This is a genomic window from Burkholderia sp. WP42, assembly GCF_000745665.1.
Lineage (GTDB): Bacteria > Pseudomonadota > Gammaproteobacteria > Burkholderiales > Burkholderiaceae > Burkholderia > Burkholderia vietnamiensis.
Window position 1 is genome coordinate 290,206 of the sequence record NZ_JQJT01000003.1, and the last position, 16,161, is coordinate 306,366.

Consider the following 16,161-nt stretch of genomic DNA (forward strand, 5'->3'; position numbering starts at 1 on the left):
CGCGGTGCGGTCGCGTGCGGCTGCGGCTGCATGTGCCGCGTGTATCACGTGGCGTGTGCCGCGCGCCGACTCGCCCGCGCGTGAGTCGGCGGGTGGCTTGGTCCGTCGATTAGCTCGTGAGTTAGCGCGCGAACAGCGGATAGGTCGCCCCAGCGATCAACGCGGTCGCGAGCCATACGACGCTCCACGAACTGACGGCGAGCAGCGGCGGGATCGCGAGCGGCGTGGCGAACAGGCCGAGATAGACGACCGTGTTCGCCATCCCGAGCGCGGTGCCCGCGTGGTTCGCGCCGGCGAGCGTCGCCAGTTCGGTGTACGCGACGCCGTGCCACGCGGACACGCAGATGCCGGCGAACACGAGAATCGCGACGATCGCGCCGAGCGGAACGTAGGGGCTGGCGGCCGTCGCTGCGGCGAGCAGCGAGAACGCGCCGGCCGCGACGCAGACCGACCCGCGCAGGTACGCACGCCGGTTGCCGTGCCGGTCGGTATGGCGGCCGCTCCACACGCGCATCACCATGGCGCCGGCCTGCAGCGCGACCATCGCCGTGCTGATGCCGGCGAGCCCGAGCCGGCCGAAATCGTGCAGGAACACGGTCGCGAACGTGAGCACCGCGAACTGCGGCGCGCACAACGCGCCGATGCCGAGCACGATGCGCCACACGCGGGCGCTCGCCAGCGGGCCGCGCGCGGGAGCGGCGGACGCTTGCTGTGCGGCGGGCGGCGTGGTCGAGGTGCTCGAGGTGGCCGGCGCGACGGATGCGACCGATGAGTCGGATGTGCGGGATGTTGCCGATGGGACCGATGCGGCGGATGCGACCGATGAGTCCGATGCGCCGGATGTAGCCGTCGCGACCGATGCGACCGATGCGGCGGAAGTGGCGGAAGTGGCGGAAGTGGCGGAAGTGGCGGAAGTGGCGGACGGCGCGAACGCAACCACCCCACCCGGCGGCTCGTGCAACCAGCGCCACGTGAGCGCCGCCGATCCCGCGCACAGCAGCATCAACGCGCCGTACACCGCGGCGAAGCCCGCATGCGACGCGAGCGCCGGCAGCAGCGCCGCGCCGACGCCGCCGCCGAGCGGCACGGCCGTCTGCCGGATGCTCATCGCGAGCCCGCGTTCGCGTTCGCCGAACCAGCGCATCACCGCGCGTCCGCTCGAACCGTTCACGCTGCCGCCGAGCAGGCCGACGCAGCACATCGCCGCCACGACGCGCAGCAGCGGCGGCACGGCATGCGCGCTCGGCACGATCGCGGCGACCATCACCGCGAGCATCGCGGCGGTCGCGACGAGGCCGGTGAGCAGCACGCGCCGATCGCCGAAGCGATCGGCCGCGATGCCCCACGGCAACTCCGACAGCGCGACGCCGAAGCCCAGCGCGCCGAGCACGAGGCCGAGCGCGGCGTTGTCGAGGTGATAGGCCGAGCGCATCCACACGGCGGTGGTCGGAATGCCGGCCGCGGCGGCCGAAAAGCTCATGTTCGCCGCGACGCCGGCAGCGAGCACGCGCCAGCGATGCGCCGGGCCGCGCGCAGCGCCGGCGCGCGCGGACGGGGAAGCGAGGCAGGAGGTATCCATGACGACGGGTCCGTGTGCAAATTGACATCGTCAGTGTGGCGACCTACATTCATCCTGAAAATTGGAAAGTTTTTGATGAATCGTTCGACAAAACGGGATGATCGAGATGCCGATGCGAGACCCTAGCGACGCCGCGCTTGCGCGTCCCAATTTCGATGTCGCGGCGCTGCGCAGCCTGGTGGCGGGCGTCGACCTCGGCAGCTTCACGAAGGCGGCCGATCGCGTCGCGCGCTCGTCGTCGGCGGTGAGCGCGCAGATCCGCAAGCTCGAGGAGCAGGCCGGCACGCCGCTGTTCGTGAAGGCCGGGCGCGGGCTGGCGCTGACCGACGCGGGCGACGCGATGCTGCGCTACGCGCGCCGCATGATCGAACTGAACGACGAAGCGGCCGCGGCCGTGCGCGGCGTGAATCTCGACGGCTGGGTGCGGGTCGGGCTGCAGGAGGATTTCGGCGAAGCGATCCTGCCCGACGTGCTCGGGCGTTTTGCGCGCGCGCATCCGAAGGTGCGGATCGAGGCGCGCGTCGCGCGCAATGCCGAGCTGCTCGAGCGGCTCGACGCGAACCAGCTCGATCTCGCGCTCGTGTGGGGCGATCCGGCATCGGCGAGCCTGATGTCGCGCGCGGGCATCGACAGCGATGCGATCGCCCAGGTGCCGATGCAGTGGATCGCGGCGGTGGGCGCGGGCGACGTCGGCGTGGCCGACGCCGGCGCAATGCCGGATGCCGCACGCGACGGCGCTGCGAGCGCCGCCGCGGAGCGCACGCCGGGTGCGCCGGCAGAGCAGGCAGAGCAGGCAGAGCAGGCAGAGCAGGCAGAGCGTGGAGAGCCGCTGCCGCTCGTCGTGTTCGACCGGCCGTGCCGCTTCTTCGCCGCGGCGACCGACGCGCTCGACCGCGCGGGCTTGCCGTGGCGCGTCGCGTTCACCACGCCGAGCCTGGCCGGACTATGGGCGGCCGCGGCGGCCGGGCTGGGCGTCACGGTGCGCTCGCATTACGGGTTGCCCGCGTCGGTGCGCGCACTCGACACGGCCGCGTGCGGCCTGCCCGCGCTGCCGAGCCTGCCGCTGCTGTTGCTGCGCCGCACGTCGTCGGCGACGCCGACCGTGGAACGGCTCGCACAGATCGTGACGCAGGCCGTGCGCGACGCGACCCGGCGCGACGCGGTGGCGCTGGCGGCCTGAGGTTCGTCGGGGCGGTGTCGGGCGAGGCGGCGCGTGCAGTTTGAGAGTGGGCGGGCGCGCTCGCCGCTGGCGCTCAGGCTTCGATGGGCGGCGTGAGCGTCCGGCACGCCGCCGCATCGACGGTAGCCCGTTCGATCGTCCGCCGCGTTCGCCCGCTCGCCTGCGCGCCCGCTCGCCCGCTCGCCTGCGCGCTCGCCCGCTCGCTCGTTCGCTCGCCCGCTCGCCCGCTCGCCCGCTCGCCCGCTCGCCCGCTCACTCGCTCACTCGCTCACTCGCTCACTCGCTCACTCGCTCACTCGCTCACTCGCCCGCGCGCCGACGGCCGTGTCGCGCAGCGGCGCCGTCCGGTCGGCGAAACGCACCGCTTGCGGTTCACCCGGCGCCCCGGCACACCGACCGCCTCGCCGTACTCCGACCCCCACCCCAGCCGGCCCCACGCGCCCATACCCCTCGTCCTACACCGCCGCAACCGCCGGCGCGTGCGCCTGCAGCGCCGCCCACAGCTCGCCGAGCCTGTCGCGCAACGCGGCGCTCGCGGGCACGAACGGCAACCGCAGCCCGTCTTCGCACCATCCTTGCGCGGCCAGCAGCGCCTTCACCGGCGCGGGATTCGGCTCGGCGAACAGCGCCGCGACGAGCGGTTGCAACGCGACCGCCAGCCGTCGCGCGTCGGCGAGGCGGCCGTCGCGCAGCAGCGCGTGGATGCGCACGTGCCATTCGGGCAGCACGTGCGCGCTGCTCGCGATCGCGCCGTGCGCGCCTGCACAGAGCGCCGCGAAGTTCTGGTTGTCGTCGCCGGACAGGATCGCGAGCGGCGTGTCGTGCACGAGCCGGCTCAGCCGGTCGAGCGTGCCGCCGCACTCCTTGACGCCGGCCACGCGCGCATCGCGCGCGAGCGCCTGCAAGGTCTCCAGTTCGACGTTCACGCCGGTGCGGTACGGGATGTTGTAGACGAGCACCGGCACATCGGCCGCGGCGACGATCGCCTCGACGTGACGGCGGATGCCGTCCTGCGTCGGCCTCACGTAGACGGGCGGCGTGACGAGCAGCCCGTCGGGCCGCAGCGCGGCGAGCTCGCGTGCGCGGGCGGCCGCGAAGCGGGTCGCGCTCGCGGTGAGCCCGACGACGATCGGCATGCCGGGCGCCGCGTCGCGCAGCGTCGCGAACACCGCATCCTGTTCGCGCGCGTCGAGCAGCACGCCCTCGCCGGTCGTCGCGCCCGCGACGAAGCCGGTGATGCCGGCCGCCGCGTAATGGCGCGCGAGCCGCGCGAGCGCGCCGTGGTCGACCTCGCCGTCGTGGAGCGGCGTGATGATCGGCAGCCAGATACCTTCGAAACGTGTGTGCATGCAAAGCCTCATGGTGAGAACGGAGTGGAGAGGAACCGTTCCGCCGGCGGGCGCCGGAGCGAGGCATGCGGGCAAGGAGAAAGCAACGACCCGCGGGCATCCCGTCCGGCATTCGCCTGACGGGACGCGACGTCCCCGTCAGTCGAGGAGTCGTTTTTTCAGTTTCAGCCCGGCCGCGCGCACACCTGCCGCGGTGGCGGCGAGGATCGACAGCGAGCGCGGAGCAGCGGACATGGATGGACCGGAAAAGGGCTGAGCGGCGATCTTAACACCGCGGCCGGCGCGCGCGCGAGCCGGCGTGCCGCGTTAGCAGAATTCCAGATTTGCTTTCCACGACAGATTGGAAGGCGCGCGGCGCCCGGCCGCTAGAATGCCCGCTTACGTTTCGATGACGGTGCGCACGCGCGCCGTCACGCACATTCACCACCACTGGAAACGGGGTATATCGCGATGGCAGGCATCAAGGTGATCGGCCGCTGGCTGCACGCCGGCACGGCGGCGGCGCTGGTCGTGGCGGCAACGGCCGCGCACGCGGACACGTCGATCCTCAACGTGTCGTACGACGTGACGCGCGAGCTGTACAAGGACATCAACGCGAGCTTCGCCGCGGCGTACAAGCAGCAGACCGGCGAAACGGTGACGATCAAGCAGTCGCACGGCGCGTCGAGCGCGCAGGCGCTGTCGGTGCTGCAAGGGCTGCAGGCCGACGTCGTGACGATGAACCAGCCGAACGACATCGACCTGCTCGCCGAGCGCGGCCAGCTGCTGTCGAAGGACTGGCGCGCGCGCTTTCCCGACAACAGCTCGCCGTACTCGACGACGATGGTGTTCCTCGTGCGCAAGGGCAACCCGAAGGCCATCAAGGACTGGAGCGATCTCGCGAAGCCGGGCGTGCAGGTGGTCATCGCGAATCCGAAGACGTCGGGCAACGGCCGCTACGCGTATCTTGCCGCGTGGGGCTATCAGAAGCAGAAGGGCGCGACCGACCAGCAGGCGCTCGATTTCGAGAAGGCGATCTTCCGCAACGTGCCGGTGCTCGATTCGGGCGGCCGCGGCGCGACGACGACCTTCACGCAGCGCGGCATCGGCGACGTGCTCGTCACGTTCGAGAACGAGGTCGCGCTGATGGACACCGGCGCATCGGGCGCGCAATTCGACGCGGTGTATCCGTCGGCGAGCATTCTCGCGGAGCCGCCCGTCGCCGTGGTCGACAAGGTCGTCGACAAAAAGGGCACGCGCAAGGTCGCGCAGGCCTATCTCGCTTATCTGTACACGCCGCAGGCGCAGGAGATCGTCGCGCAGCACCATCTGCGCCCGCGCGATCCGAACGTGCTGAAAAAGCACGCGGCCGAGTTCAAGCCGCTGAAGACGTTCAGCGTCGAGCAGGTTTTCGGCAGCTGGGCGAACGCGCAGAAGACGCACTTCGCCGACGGCGGCACGTTCGATCGCGTGATCGTCGACCGGAAGTAAGGGCGGCGCGCGCGGAGGGCGCGATCTTTCGCGCGCCGCGCGTCCGTCGGCGCAGCGCCGATCTCGCGCGCACCGCGGCCTCGGTGCAGCGCGTGAGCGCTGCACGAAACCCCTCCCCGCGCGACCTCCGCACCGTACGCGCGCCCCGCGCCCGCGCATGCTACGCTCATCGCCTTCCTGTCCCAGGCGTCGCGCGATGAACGTCGATCCGTCTTCCCCTTTCTCCCGCGGCCGGGGCCGCCGGATCTGGTCCGGCACCCGCCCGGTGATCGCGTACGGCATGCCGCCGCTCGGCTGGCGCGACCTGTATCACCGCGCGCTGACGGTCACCTGGCCCGTGTTCTTCCTGTCGCTCGCGGTGCTGTTCCTGCTGATCAACGGCGGCTTCGCGCTGCTCTACCTGCTCGGCCACGAGCCGATCGCGAACCAGTCGCCGGCCGGCTTCACCGGCGCGTTCTTCTTCAGCGTCGAGACGCTCGCGACGGTCGGCTACGGCGACATGCATCCGCAGACCGTCTACGCGCACGTCGTCGCCACGTTCGAGATCTTCATCGGGATGTCGGGCATCGCATTGGCCACCGGCCTCGTGTTCGCGCGCTTTTCGCGACCGCAGGCGAAGATCCTGTTCGCGCGCTACGCGATCGTGCGGCCGCTGGACGGGCGGATGACGCTGATGGTCCGCGCCGCCAACGCGCGTCAGAACGTGATCGCCGAAGCGCAGGCGAAACTGCGGCTGATGCGGGTCGAAGGCGCGCACGAAGGCTATACGCTGCGCAAGATCCACGATCTGCCGCTCGTGCGCAACGAGCATCCGATCTTCCTGCTCGGCTGGAACCTGATGCACGTGATCGACGAAACCAGCCCGCTGTTCGGCGAAACGGCCGAATCGCTCGCCGCGCGCGACGCGTCGCTGCTGATCACGATCGAGGGCTCCGACGAGACGACGTCGCAGGTCATGCAGGCGCGCCACACGTGGACCCACGCCGAGATCCGCTGGCGTCACCGCTATGTCGACCTGATGCGCGACGAGGGCGGCATCACGCACATCGACTACACGCATTTTCACGAGGTCGTGCCGGTCGACGCAGACAGCGACGCAGGCGGTCTGCCGGGCGAGGTGGTCGATGCGGGCGGGTCGGCGCGCGCGCCCGGGCCGGCCGCATGAGCGGCGCGCCGCACCCAGCGTGATGCGCCGCGCGCCGGATCGAACCCACGGAGAAGGCACCGCATGGCCCACGACGACCGCACGACGATCATTTCCCGGCGCACGCCCGAATCGGCGGCGATGCGCGCCGAGCTCGCGCGCGCGATGGCGATCACCGCGCGGCTCAACCGGCTGACGTTCGCCGATGCGGACGAAGTCCGCAGCCTGTTCGGCGAACTGACGGGCAAGCCGATCGACGACGGCTTCCTGCTGATTCCGCCGTTCTACGCAACCGGCGGCGCAGCCACGCGGATCGGCCGGAACGTGTTCGTCAACCAGAACTGCACGTTCTACGACCTCGGCGGCCTCGACATCGGCGACGACGTGATGATCGGGCCGAACGTGAGCCTCATCACGTCCGGCCATCCGCTCGAGCCGTCGCGCCGACGCGACGCGGTCGTGGCCCGGCCGATCTCGATCGGCAACAACGTGTGGATCGGCGCGGGCGCGACGATCCTCGGCGGCGTGACGGTCGGCGAGAACGCGGTGGTCGGCGCCGGCTCGGTCGTGACGCGCGACGTCCCGCCGGATACGCTGGTCGCCGGCAACCCGGCGCGGATCGTCCGTTCGATTGCGGAGTGACGGCGTGGGGCGGCGGCGACGCCACTGCGCGGCGGATGTGGACAACCGGCATTTCGCTCAATCGAAATGCTGTGCAAGCGACCGGTGAGCATGCGGCGCAAGCCTGAAGCGGCGCGGCTTTGCGGCGGTTGGCGCGGGCGCGCCGGCGTGTGCATTAGCCGACGTTGCGCATGCGCGGGCGGCCAACGTCCGCGCGATGTCGGTTGTGGATATCTCGCTTCGCACGCAGTCGCAATGCTGTGCATTTGGTCGGTGAGCATGCGCCCGTGGGCAAGAATGCCTGCCGCAGCATGTGGACAACCTGGCGCGCAACGACGAAAAACGCTGTGCTCGCTGACGGTGAGCGCCGGCGTCCGCTCGCGTGTGACGCTTGCGCCGCGCGGGCTTCCGCGCGCTGCCCGACATTCGGCGCGTTGCGCGTTCAGGCGCGCCGCTCGCTTCGACGATCGATCGCGCGAGCGTTTCGCGTTGTGGATATCTTGCCGCCGAACGCAGTCGCAGCGCTGTGTATTCCGATGGTGAGCGTCGCGGCCCGGTCGCGCCCGAGGTCTGCCTGCGTGGCCTAGCGCGTTCCCGTGGACGGCTTCGGCGGTCGCGCATTCTAACCGCACTCGCGATCGCGCGTTTCATTCGACTGCTTGCCGCGATGTGGATATGCGCTCGCCCGAACCAGTCGATGTGCTGTGTATCCCGACGGTGAGCGCCGATGCGCGCGGCGCGGCCGCGTGCGCGCGAGCCCCGGCGCGCGGGGCTGAGCGGCATCTCGCGCGTCGGTTCGCGCCCGAATCGGCGGTCGTCATGCGATACCGCGCCGACGCTCACCGTTCGATTTCACAGTGTTGCGAGTGGTTGCGTGGGTGAGTTGTCCACATCGATCTCCCGATCGCCGCTCACCCTTGAAATGCACGGCGTTTCGAGTGATCGCGGAAAGGGCCGTTCATTCCCGAATCGGCGCGGCCGTTCGATCGATTTGCCGTCGCTCACCGTCGGAATGCACAGCGTTTCGAGTTGTGATGGGTGGGTTCTGTCCACAGCCAAATCGGCCTCCTCATCCGCTTGCGTGCCGCTGCTCACCATCGAAGCTCACAGGGTTTTTAGTATGTGGCTGCGCCCGAGGTGCCCCGAACCCACACGCTTCCGCGGCGAGCCGCACACCGCTGCGGACAATCGCCCCCGCTCAATCGACTCGCAATCCTGTGCATTCGACCGGTGAGCGTCGCCGCCGCATCGGCGGGAAGCGGGCAGGCGGGTGTGGATATCCGGCCTCCGCATCGACTCGCAGCCCTGTGGATTTGAATGGTGAGCGCCTCGATCCGCTGGATGGGCGGGCCGATTGCGTTGTGGATAATCCACCCCCCGACGACACTCGAAACGCTGTGCAATCGACCGGTGAGCGTCCGCCTGCAGCCGGGCGTTGTGGATATCCGGCGCCCGCGACCAATGCGAACGCTGTGCATTTCATGGGTGAGGATGCTCGCGATCGCCGCGAAACCGTTGCCGCGCGGCCTTGCGCGCACGTGCCGCTGCTCCCGCGGCCGCCGCCTCGCCGCGTGAGCGCTGCAGCGCGCCCGCCCGTCTCGGCGTGCGCCGCGAGCCGCCCACCAGCCTGCGGCAGAACTCTCTCAATTCCGCAGCAAAACCTGTGCAGTCTTTCTCGCTTCGACGCCGTGTCAGCAAGATGAGAAAAAACTTTCTCGCCTTCCCGCGAAAAAATAGAGCCATCCCGCTGCTCGCGGCCGGCGTCGTCCGACGCCGCGGCGCGCGGCCCGGCACAGCACAAAGCACAATCAGGAGACATCCCCCATGACCGCCCGCCTGCCCGTCGACGGCACGCCCGCTCTATCCGACTACCGGCTGACCGACAACCTGACCGCCACGCGCGGCCGCATCTTCCTGACCGGCACGCAGGCGCTGGTCCGCCTGCTGCTGATGCAGCGCGCAGCCGACACCGCGCAGGGCCTGAACACGGCCGGCTTCGTCAGCGGCTACCGCGGCTCGCCGCTCGGGATGGTCGACCAGCAGCTGTGGAAGGCGAAGAAGCTGCTCGCCGCCGGCGGCGTGCGCTTCCTGCCCGCGATCAACGAGGAGCTCGGCGGCACCGCGGTGCTCGGCACCCAGCGCGTCGAGGCCGACCCGGAGCGCACCGTCGACGGCGTGTATGCGATGTGGTACGGCAAGGGCCCGGGCGTCGACCGCGCCGGCGACGCGCTGAAGCACGGCAACGCGTACGGCTCGTCGCCGCACGGCGGCGTGCTGGTGGTGGCGGGCGACGACCACGGCTGCGTGTCGTCGTCGATGCCGCATCAGAGCGACTTCGCGATGATGGCGTGGCACATGCCGATCGTGAACCCGTCGAACATCGCCGACATGCTCGAATTCGGCCTGTACGGCTGGGCGCTGTCGCGTTACTCGGGCGCATGGGTCGGCTTCAAGGCGATCTCGGAGACGGTGGAGTCGGGCTCGACCGTCGATCTCGACGCGCTGCAGACGCAGTGGCCGGCGCCGGCCGGCTTCGCGCCGCCGGCCGGCGGCCTGCACAACCGCTGGCCCGACCTGCCGAGCCTGACGATCGAAGCGCGCCTCGCCGCCAAGCTCGACGCGGTGCGCCATTTCGCGCGCGCCAACAGCATCGACAAGTGGATCGCGCCGGGCGCGCACGCGAACGTCGGCATCGTCACGTGCGGCAAGGCGCATCTGGACCTGATGGAAGCGCTGCGCCGCCTCGACCTGACGGTCGGCGATCTCGACGCGGCCGGCGTGCGGATCTACAAGGTCGGCCTGTCGTATCCGCTCGAAATGACGCGCATCGACACCTTCGTCGACGGGCTCGCCGAGGTGCTGGTCATCGAGGAGAAGGGCCCCGTCATCGAGCAGCAGATCAAGGACTACCTGTACAACCGCGCGGAAGGCGCGCGCCCGCGCGTGCTCGGCAAGCACGACGCGGCCGGCGCGTGCCTGCTGTCGGAACTCGGCGAGCTGCGTCCGTCGCGCATCCTGCCGGTGTTCGCCGACTGGCTCGCGCGCCACAAGCCGGCGCTCGATCGCCGCGAACGCGTGGTCGATCTCGTCGCCCCGCAGATCCTGTCGAACGAAGCCGATGCGGTGAAGCGCACGCCGTATTTCTGCTCGGGCTGCCCGCACAACACGTCGACCAAGGTGCCCGAAGGCTCGATCGCGCAGGCCGGCATCGGCTGTCACTTCATGGCGTCGTGGATGGAGCGCGACACGACCGGCCTGATCCAGATGGGCGGCGAAGGCGTCGACTGGGCCGCGCACGCGATGTTCACCAACACGAAGCACGTGTTCCAGAACCTCGGCGACGGCACCTACTTCCATTCGGGGATCCTCGCGATCCGTCAGGCGGTCGCCGCGAAAGCGAACATCACGTACAAGATCCTCTACAACGACGCGGTGGCGATGACGGGCGGCCAGCCGGTCGACGGCAGCATCTCGGTGCCGCAGATCGCGCGGCAGGTCGAAGCCGAAGGCGTGTCGCGCTTCGTCGTGGTGTCGGACGAGCCGCAGAAGTACGACGGCCATCACGGGCAGTTCCCGGCCGGCACGACGTTCCACCACCGCAGCGAGCTCGATGCGGTGCAGCGCGAGCTGCGCGAGACGCCGGGCGTCACCGTGCTGATCTACGACCAGACCTGCGCGGCGGAGAAGCGCCGCCGCCGCAAGAAGGGCGAGTTCCCCGATCCCGATAAGCGGCTGTTCATCAACGACGCGGTGTGCGAAGGCTGCGGCGACTGCGGCGTGCAGTCGAACTGCCTGTCGGTCGAGCCGCTCGAGACGCCGCTCGGCCGCAAGCGCCGCATCGACCAGTCGTCGTGCAACAAGGACTACTCGTGCGTGAACGGCTTCTGCCCGAGCTTCGTGACGGTCGAAGGCGCGGCGCTGAAGAAGGCGGCCGGCGCGGCGTTCGACGAGGCCGCGCTCGCCGCGCGCGTCGACGCGCTGCCGGTGCCCGCGACGCATCTCGACGCGGCGCCGTACGACATGCTGGTGACCGGGGTCGGCGGCACGGGCGTCGTGACGGTCGGCGCGCTGATCAGCATGGCCGCGCACCTCGAGGGCAAGAGCGCGTCGGTGCTCGACTTCATGGGCTTCGCGCAGAAGGGCGGCTCGGTGCTGTCGTTCGTGCGGATCGCGTCGAGCGACCGCTGGCTGAACCAGGTGCGCATCGACACGCAGCAGGCCGACGTGCTGCTCGCATGCGACATGGTGGTCGGCGCGAGCGCCGAGGCGCTGCAGACGGTGCGCCACGAGCGCACGCGCATCGTCGTCAACACGCACCGGATTCCGAACGCGTCGTTCGTGCAGAACCCGGACGCGAACCTGCACGCCGACGCGCTGCTCGAGAAAATGCGTCACGCGGCCGGCGCCGGCCATCTGTCGAGCTGCGACGCGCAGGCGCTCGCCGCGAAATTCCTCGGCGACTCGATCGGCGCGAACATCCTGATGCTCGGCTACGCGTGGCAGCTCGGTCTCGTGCCGGTGTCGCTCGCCGCGATGATGCGCGCGATCGAGCTGAACAACGTCGCGGTGCCGATGAACAAGCTCGCGTTCTCGATCGGCCGGATGGCGGCCGGCGACGCCACGGGGCTCGACGCGTTGTGGCGGGCGCGCCATGCGGGGCTCGCGCCGATGGTTTCCACAGCCGCCGCCTCCGACACGCTGGACACGCCTGCTCCGCTCGACGCGTTGATCGCCGATCGCGAGACGCGCCTGTCGGCATACGGCGGCGCACGTTACGTCGAGCGCTACCGCGCGCTGGTGAACGCGGCGCGCGCGAAGGGCGACGAGGCGCTGACGCGCGCGGTCGCGACGACCTTCTACCGCCTGCTCGCGGTGAAGGACGAATACGAGGTCGCACGGCTCTATGCGGACGGCGCGTTCCGCGCGGCGCTCGAAGCGCAGTTCGAAGGCGTGCCGGGGCAGGACTATCGCGTGAAGTTCAATCTCGCGCCGCCGGCGCTCGCGAAGGCCGGCCGCGACGGCAGCGCGCCGAACAAGCGCGTGTTCGGCCAGTGGCTGTGGCCGGTGCTCGGCGTGCTCGCGCGCGTGCGCAGCCTGCGCGGCACGCCGCTCGATCCGTTCGGCCGCACGGCCGAGCGCCGGATGGAGCGCGCGCTCGCCGACGACTACGAGACGACGCTCACGCGCGCGCTCGCCGCGATGACGGCCGCCAACGCGGCGCAGGTCGCGCAACTGGCCGAACTGCATGCGCGCGTGCGCGGCTTCGGCCACGTGAAGGTGCGCAACCTCGCGGGTGTGAAGCGGGCGGAGCGCGAGCTCGCGCTGCAGCTCGGCATCGACGCGGCGACGAGCGCGGCCGTGCAGCATGCGCTCGACGAGATGAAGGGCGCCGGCATGCTGAAGGGGATTCCGGTCGTCGTCGCGAAGTAAGGCAACCGCCCGCCCGATGCGAAAACGGCGACGCGCGAGCGTCGCCGTTTCTTCATGCGGTGGCCGTGCGCGGCGGCGTGCATCGACGCATCAGACGAGGCCCTTCTTGCGCGTCGACAGCGCCGTCTCCGACAGATCGATCTCGCGGATCAGCTTCGTCAGCGTTTCGTCCGAGATGCGGCTTTCGCTGCGCAGCCGATACAGCACCGTGCGCTCCGCGCGCACCGCGGCGATCCGCATCTGCAGCTCCATCGTTTCGCTCTGATGCGCCTGCGCGCGCGGCGTCGGGCCGTCGTCGGCGAGCGAGGCGAGGCGGCGGCGGTACAGGTCCATCACGCGCGCCGAGATGTCCGCGCAGCGCGCGGCGCCCGATTCGTCGAGCGCGGCCGCGATCGCGTCGTGCGACGCGTCGATCGCGCGGATCGCGGCCTGCGCGGCGGCCGCGCGCGCGGCGCGCTCCTCGGCGGCGAGCGGGTTGCGCGCCGCGCGCATGCCGCGCAGCAGCAGCGGCAAGCCGATCATCGCGACGATCAGCGAGCCGAGGATCACCGCCGACGCGATGAAGATCGCGGCGTCGCGCCCCGGCAGCGGCGCGCCGTTCGACAGCGCGACCGGAATCGACAGCACGCCGGCGAGCGTGACCGCGCCGCGCACGCCGCCGACCGTCATCACCGCGATCGTGCGCACGCCGGCCATCGTGCCGGGCAGCCCCTGACGCGCGGCGCGGCGGCTCGCGATCCAGCGCAGCAGCCACACCCACAGGAAGCGGATCGCATACAGCGCGACCATCATCGCGCAGACGTTGAAGATCATCCGGCCGACGAGCGCATCGCTCGTGTGGTGCGCGTCGACCAGTGCGCTGCCGATGATGTGCGGCAGCTGCAGCCCGAGCATGATGAACACCATGCCGTTGAACACGAACTCGATCATCGCCCACGTGCTCTCCGCGCGCACGCGCGACGCGACGGTGCTTTTGCGCGAGAAGCTCGTGTAATTCATCATCATCCCGGCCGACACCGCCGCGAGCACGCCCGACAGCTCGAGATGCTCGGCGAACAGGTAGGCGGCGAACGGCACCAGCAGCGTCATCACGATGCCGGGGGCCGGATCGCCTTCCTGCTCGGCGTTGAGAAAGCGCGTCGACAGCGCGCTGAACAGCCACGCGACGCCCGCGCCCGTGGCGAGCCCGCCGGCCGCGACGATCACGAACGTGATCGACGCGTCGCGCAGCGAGAACATGCCGGTGAGCGCGGCGGCGATCGCGAACTTCAGCGCGACGAGGCCCGACGCGTCGTTCATCAGCGCCTCGCCTTCGAGGATGTGCATCAGCTGCGGCGGGATGCGGCCCTTGCCGGCGATGCCGGACAGCGCCACCGCATCGGTCGGCGACAGCACGGCCGCGAGCGCGAACGCGATCGGCAGCGGCAACTCGGGTATCAGCCAGTGCGCGAAATACCCGACGGCGAGTACCGTCATGAACACGAGCCCGAACGCGAGCATCAGGATCGCGCGGCGCTGCATGTACAGCTCGCGCTTCGGGATCCGCCAGCCGTCGGCGAACAGCAGCGGCGGAATGAACAGCAGCATGAAGATCTCGGGATCGAACGTGACGTGCAGGTTCAGCCTGGGCCACGCGAGCATCGCGCCGAACGCGATCTGCATCAGCGGCAGCGGCAGCCGCAACGGCAGCACACGCGTGAGCGCGCCCGACAGCGCGACCGTGAGCAGCAGAATGAGGACGGTGAAGACGATTTCCATCGATACGGCACGAGGAGAATGGAACGACCGTACGCAGTGTAGCGTGACGACGTGCGCGCTGCGCTCGAGTGCGCCGGTGCGCGCGCACGCAAACGGTGCAGCACGGCTGCGCCAGGCTGGTGCGGCGGGCGCGCAGGCGCGTGCGGCATATGTGTTCAGCGCTTGCACGGAGCTTGCTTGATGCTTGCGTACCGTCCGGCAACGACCGGAGCACCGAGGAATTCACCATGACATTGCGCGCGCCGCCCCGTTCACCCGCCACGTTCGGCCGCATCGGCAGGAGGCAGCCATGACCATCGTGCAGCAGGAGCGTCCGGCTGCCGCGTCGCCGTATCGTTTCGAGCGGGAGATGAGCTCCGGCTTCGAACGGCTGGCGACCCAGCACCACGAGCTGACGCTCACGACCGTGTTTCAGCCGATCTTCAGCCTGTCGCACCAGCGCGCGGTGGGCTACGAGGCGCTGCTGCGCGCGCACGATCCGCTCGACCGTGCGGTGTCGCCGCTCGACGTGTTCGGCCAGGCCGCGCGCCAGGGCGAGCTGCTGCAGCTCGACCGGCTCGCGCAGGCGCTGCATCTCGAGAATTTCGCGCTGCTCGGCGCGGAGCGCGAATGGCTGTTTCTCAACGTGCATCCGGGCGTGCTGACCGACCCGTTCCAGGCCGCCGCGCTGCTCGCCAACCTGAAGCGGCTCGGCATGCCGCCGCGCCGCGTCGTGCTCGAAGTGCTCGAACAGCGCGCGGAAGACGTCGAGCGGCTCGCCGACGCCGTGCGTGAGTTTCGCGCGCACGGTTTCCTGATCGCGCTCGACGATTTCGGCGCCGGCCACTCGAACATCGAGCGGATCTGGCAACTGAACCCGGACATCGTGAAGCTCGACCGCATCATGCTGTCGCACGCCGCGCATCGCACGGGGCTCACCGCGATCCTGCACGGGCTCGTCACGCTGTTGCACGAGGCCGGCAAGCTGGTGCTCGTCGAGGGGATCGAGACCGAGCACGACGCGCAGATCGCGCTGTCGTGCGAGGCCGATTTCGTGCAGGGCTATTACTTCGGCCGCCCGGCGCCCGGCTTGCCCGACAGCGCGGCGGCGACCGGCTGCATCGGCGAGCTGACCGAGCGCTTCCGGCAGCAATCCGAAGCGCGCGAGCGGCGCGATGCGCAGCGGCTCGCGCCGTACCTGCGCGCGTTCGAACGCGCGGCCGAGCGGCTCGCGGCCGGCGAAGCGCTCGACGAGGTGTGCTGGAACTTTCTCGCGCTCGACGACGCCGCGCGCTGCTTCCTGCTCGACGCGCGCGGCCGTCAGTCCGGCCGCAACGTCGTGCTGCGCGCGGACCGCGCGCTCGCCGAGGCGCGGTTCTCGCCGCTGGCCGATGCGCAGGGCGCGAACTGGCTGCGCCGGCCGTATTTCCGCACCGCGATCGCCGAGCCGGGGCGCGTGCAGCTGACGCGCCCGTATCTGTCGATCAGCGAGGCGCAGCCGTGCGTGACCTTGTCGGTGGCCGTGCGCATCGGCGATGCGCTGCACGTGCTGTGCGGCGATATCGACTGGCGCGACGACACGGCCGACGGCGCGTAGGGCCGGCCCCGCGAACGAGTCTTTCCAAACAGGGGAGCAAGCCCGTTTTTCGCA

Annotated in this window: 9 protein-coding genes; 6 read left to right on the forward strand and 3 right to left on the reverse strand. The window is 70.4% G+C overall.

The genetic code is table 11. The features are described 5' to 3' along the window. Nucleotides 1-121 precede the first annotated feature (121 nt). A complete protein-coding gene (locus EX20_RS01360) occupies nt 122-1,579 on the reverse strand; it encodes an MFS transporter (RefSeq protein ID WP_034192516.1) in 1,458 nt (485 codons plus the stop codon). 106 nt (nt 1,580-1,685) lie between these two features. Here EX20_RS01360 and EX20_RS01365 point away from each other — a divergent pair, with 106 nt between their 5' ends. Then, nucleotides 1,686-2,759, forward strand: a complete 1,074-nt coding sequence (locus EX20_RS01365; protein WP_131929069.1) for a LysR substrate-binding domain-containing protein — start codon at nt 1,686-1,688, stop codon at nt 2,757-2,759. Between the two features lie 455 nt (nt 2,760-3,214). On the opposite strand, the gene dapA is transcribed toward EX20_RS01365, so the two are convergent. Then, nucleotides 3,215-4,108 (reverse strand): 4-hydroxy-tetrahydrodipicolinate synthase, encoded by an 894-nt coding sequence (dapA, locus tag EX20_RS01370; protein WP_034192518.1) that lies wholly within the window; start codon nt 4,106-4,108, stop codon nt 3,215-3,217. 450 nt (nt 4,109-4,558) lie between these two features. Here dapA and EX20_RS01375 point away from each other — a divergent pair, with 450 nt between their 5' ends. The 4 genes from EX20_RS01375 to EX20_RS01390 all read left to right on the forward strand — a co-directional run bounded on the left by EX20_RS01375 (nt 4,559) and on the right by EX20_RS01390 (nt 12,773). Further along, nucleotides 4,559-5,578: a sulfate ABC transporter substrate-binding protein gene (locus tag EX20_RS01375; protein WP_011886189.1), complete on the forward strand. Its 1,020-nt coding sequence runs from the start codon at nt 4,559-4,561 to the stop codon at nt 5,576-5,578. 196 nt (nt 5,579-5,774) lie between these two features. Next, nucleotides 5,775-6,743: an ion channel gene (locus EX20_RS01380; protein WP_034192519.1), complete on the forward strand. Its 969-nt coding sequence runs from the start codon at nt 5,775-5,777 to the stop codon at nt 6,741-6,743. 63 nt (nt 6,744-6,806) lie between these two features. Further along, entirely contained in the window at nt 6,807-7,364 is a 558-nt protein-coding gene (locus EX20_RS01385; RefSeq protein ID WP_034192520.1) for a sugar O-acetyltransferase, read from the forward strand. A gap of 1,803 nt (nt 7,365-9,167) precedes the next feature. After that, entirely contained in the window at nt 9,168-12,773 is a 3,606-nt protein-coding gene (locus EX20_RS01390; protein ID WP_034192521.1) for an indolepyruvate ferredoxin oxidoreductase family protein, read from the forward strand. Between the two features lie 90 nt (nt 12,774-12,863). Here the strand turns inward: EX20_RS01390 and EX20_RS01395 are convergent, their stop codons facing one another. Next, nucleotides 12,864-14,531 carry a Na+/H+ antiporter gene (locus EX20_RS01395; RefSeq protein ID WP_014723754.1) on the reverse strand — a complete coding sequence of 556 codons (1,668 nt, stop codon included), beginning with the start codon at nt 14,529-14,531 and terminating at the stop codon, nt 12,864-12,866. Between the two features lie 289 nt (nt 14,532-14,820). On the opposite strand from EX20_RS01395, the gene EX20_RS01400 reads away from it, so the two are divergent. After that, the gene (locus EX20_RS01400) at nt 14,821-16,107 is read left to right on the forward strand and encodes a sensor domain-containing phosphodiesterase (RefSeq protein WP_034192522.1); all 1,287 of its coding nucleotides are present in this window, start codon (nt 14,821-14,823) and stop codon (nt 16,105-16,107) included. Nucleotides 16,108-16,161 lie beyond the last annotated feature (54 nt).

Excerpts from the sequence above, each read along its gene's own strand:
- EX20_RS01365 (WP_131929069.1), top strand. The coding sequence starts at position 1,686 with ATGCCGATGCGAGACCCTAGCGACGCCGCGCTTGCGCGTCCCAATTTC.
- EX20_RS01380 (WP_034192519.1), top strand. The coding sequence starts at position 5,775 with ATGAACGTCGATCCGTCTTCCCCTTTCTCCCGCGGCCGGGGCCGCCGG.
- EX20_RS01390 (WP_034192521.1), top strand. The coding sequence starts at position 9,168 with ATGACCGCCCGCCTGCCCGTCGACGGCACGCCCGCTCTATCCGACTAC.
- EX20_RS01375 (WP_011886189.1), top strand. The coding sequence starts at position 4,559 with ATGGCAGGCATCAAGGTGATCGGCCGCTGGCTGCACGCCGGCACGGCG.
- EX20_RS01395 (WP_014723754.1), bottom strand. The coding sequence starts at position 14,531 with ATGGAAATCGTCTTCACCGTCCTCATTCTGCTGCTCACGGTCGCGCTG.
- EX20_RS01385 (WP_034192520.1), top strand. The coding sequence starts at position 6,807 with ATGGCCCACGACGACCGCACGACGATCATTTCCCGGCGCACGCCCGAA.
- EX20_RS01360 (WP_034192516.1), bottom strand. The coding sequence starts at position 1,579 with ATGGATACCTCCTGCCTCGCTTCCCCGTCCGCGCGCGCCGGCGCTGCG.
- EX20_RS01400 (WP_034192522.1), top strand. The coding sequence starts at position 14,821 with ATGACCATCGTGCAGCAGGAGCGTCCGGCTGCCGCGTCGCCGTATCGT.
- dapA (WP_034192518.1), bottom strand. The coding sequence starts at position 4,108 with ATGCACACACGTTTCGAAGGTATCTGGCTGCCGATCATCACGCCGCTC.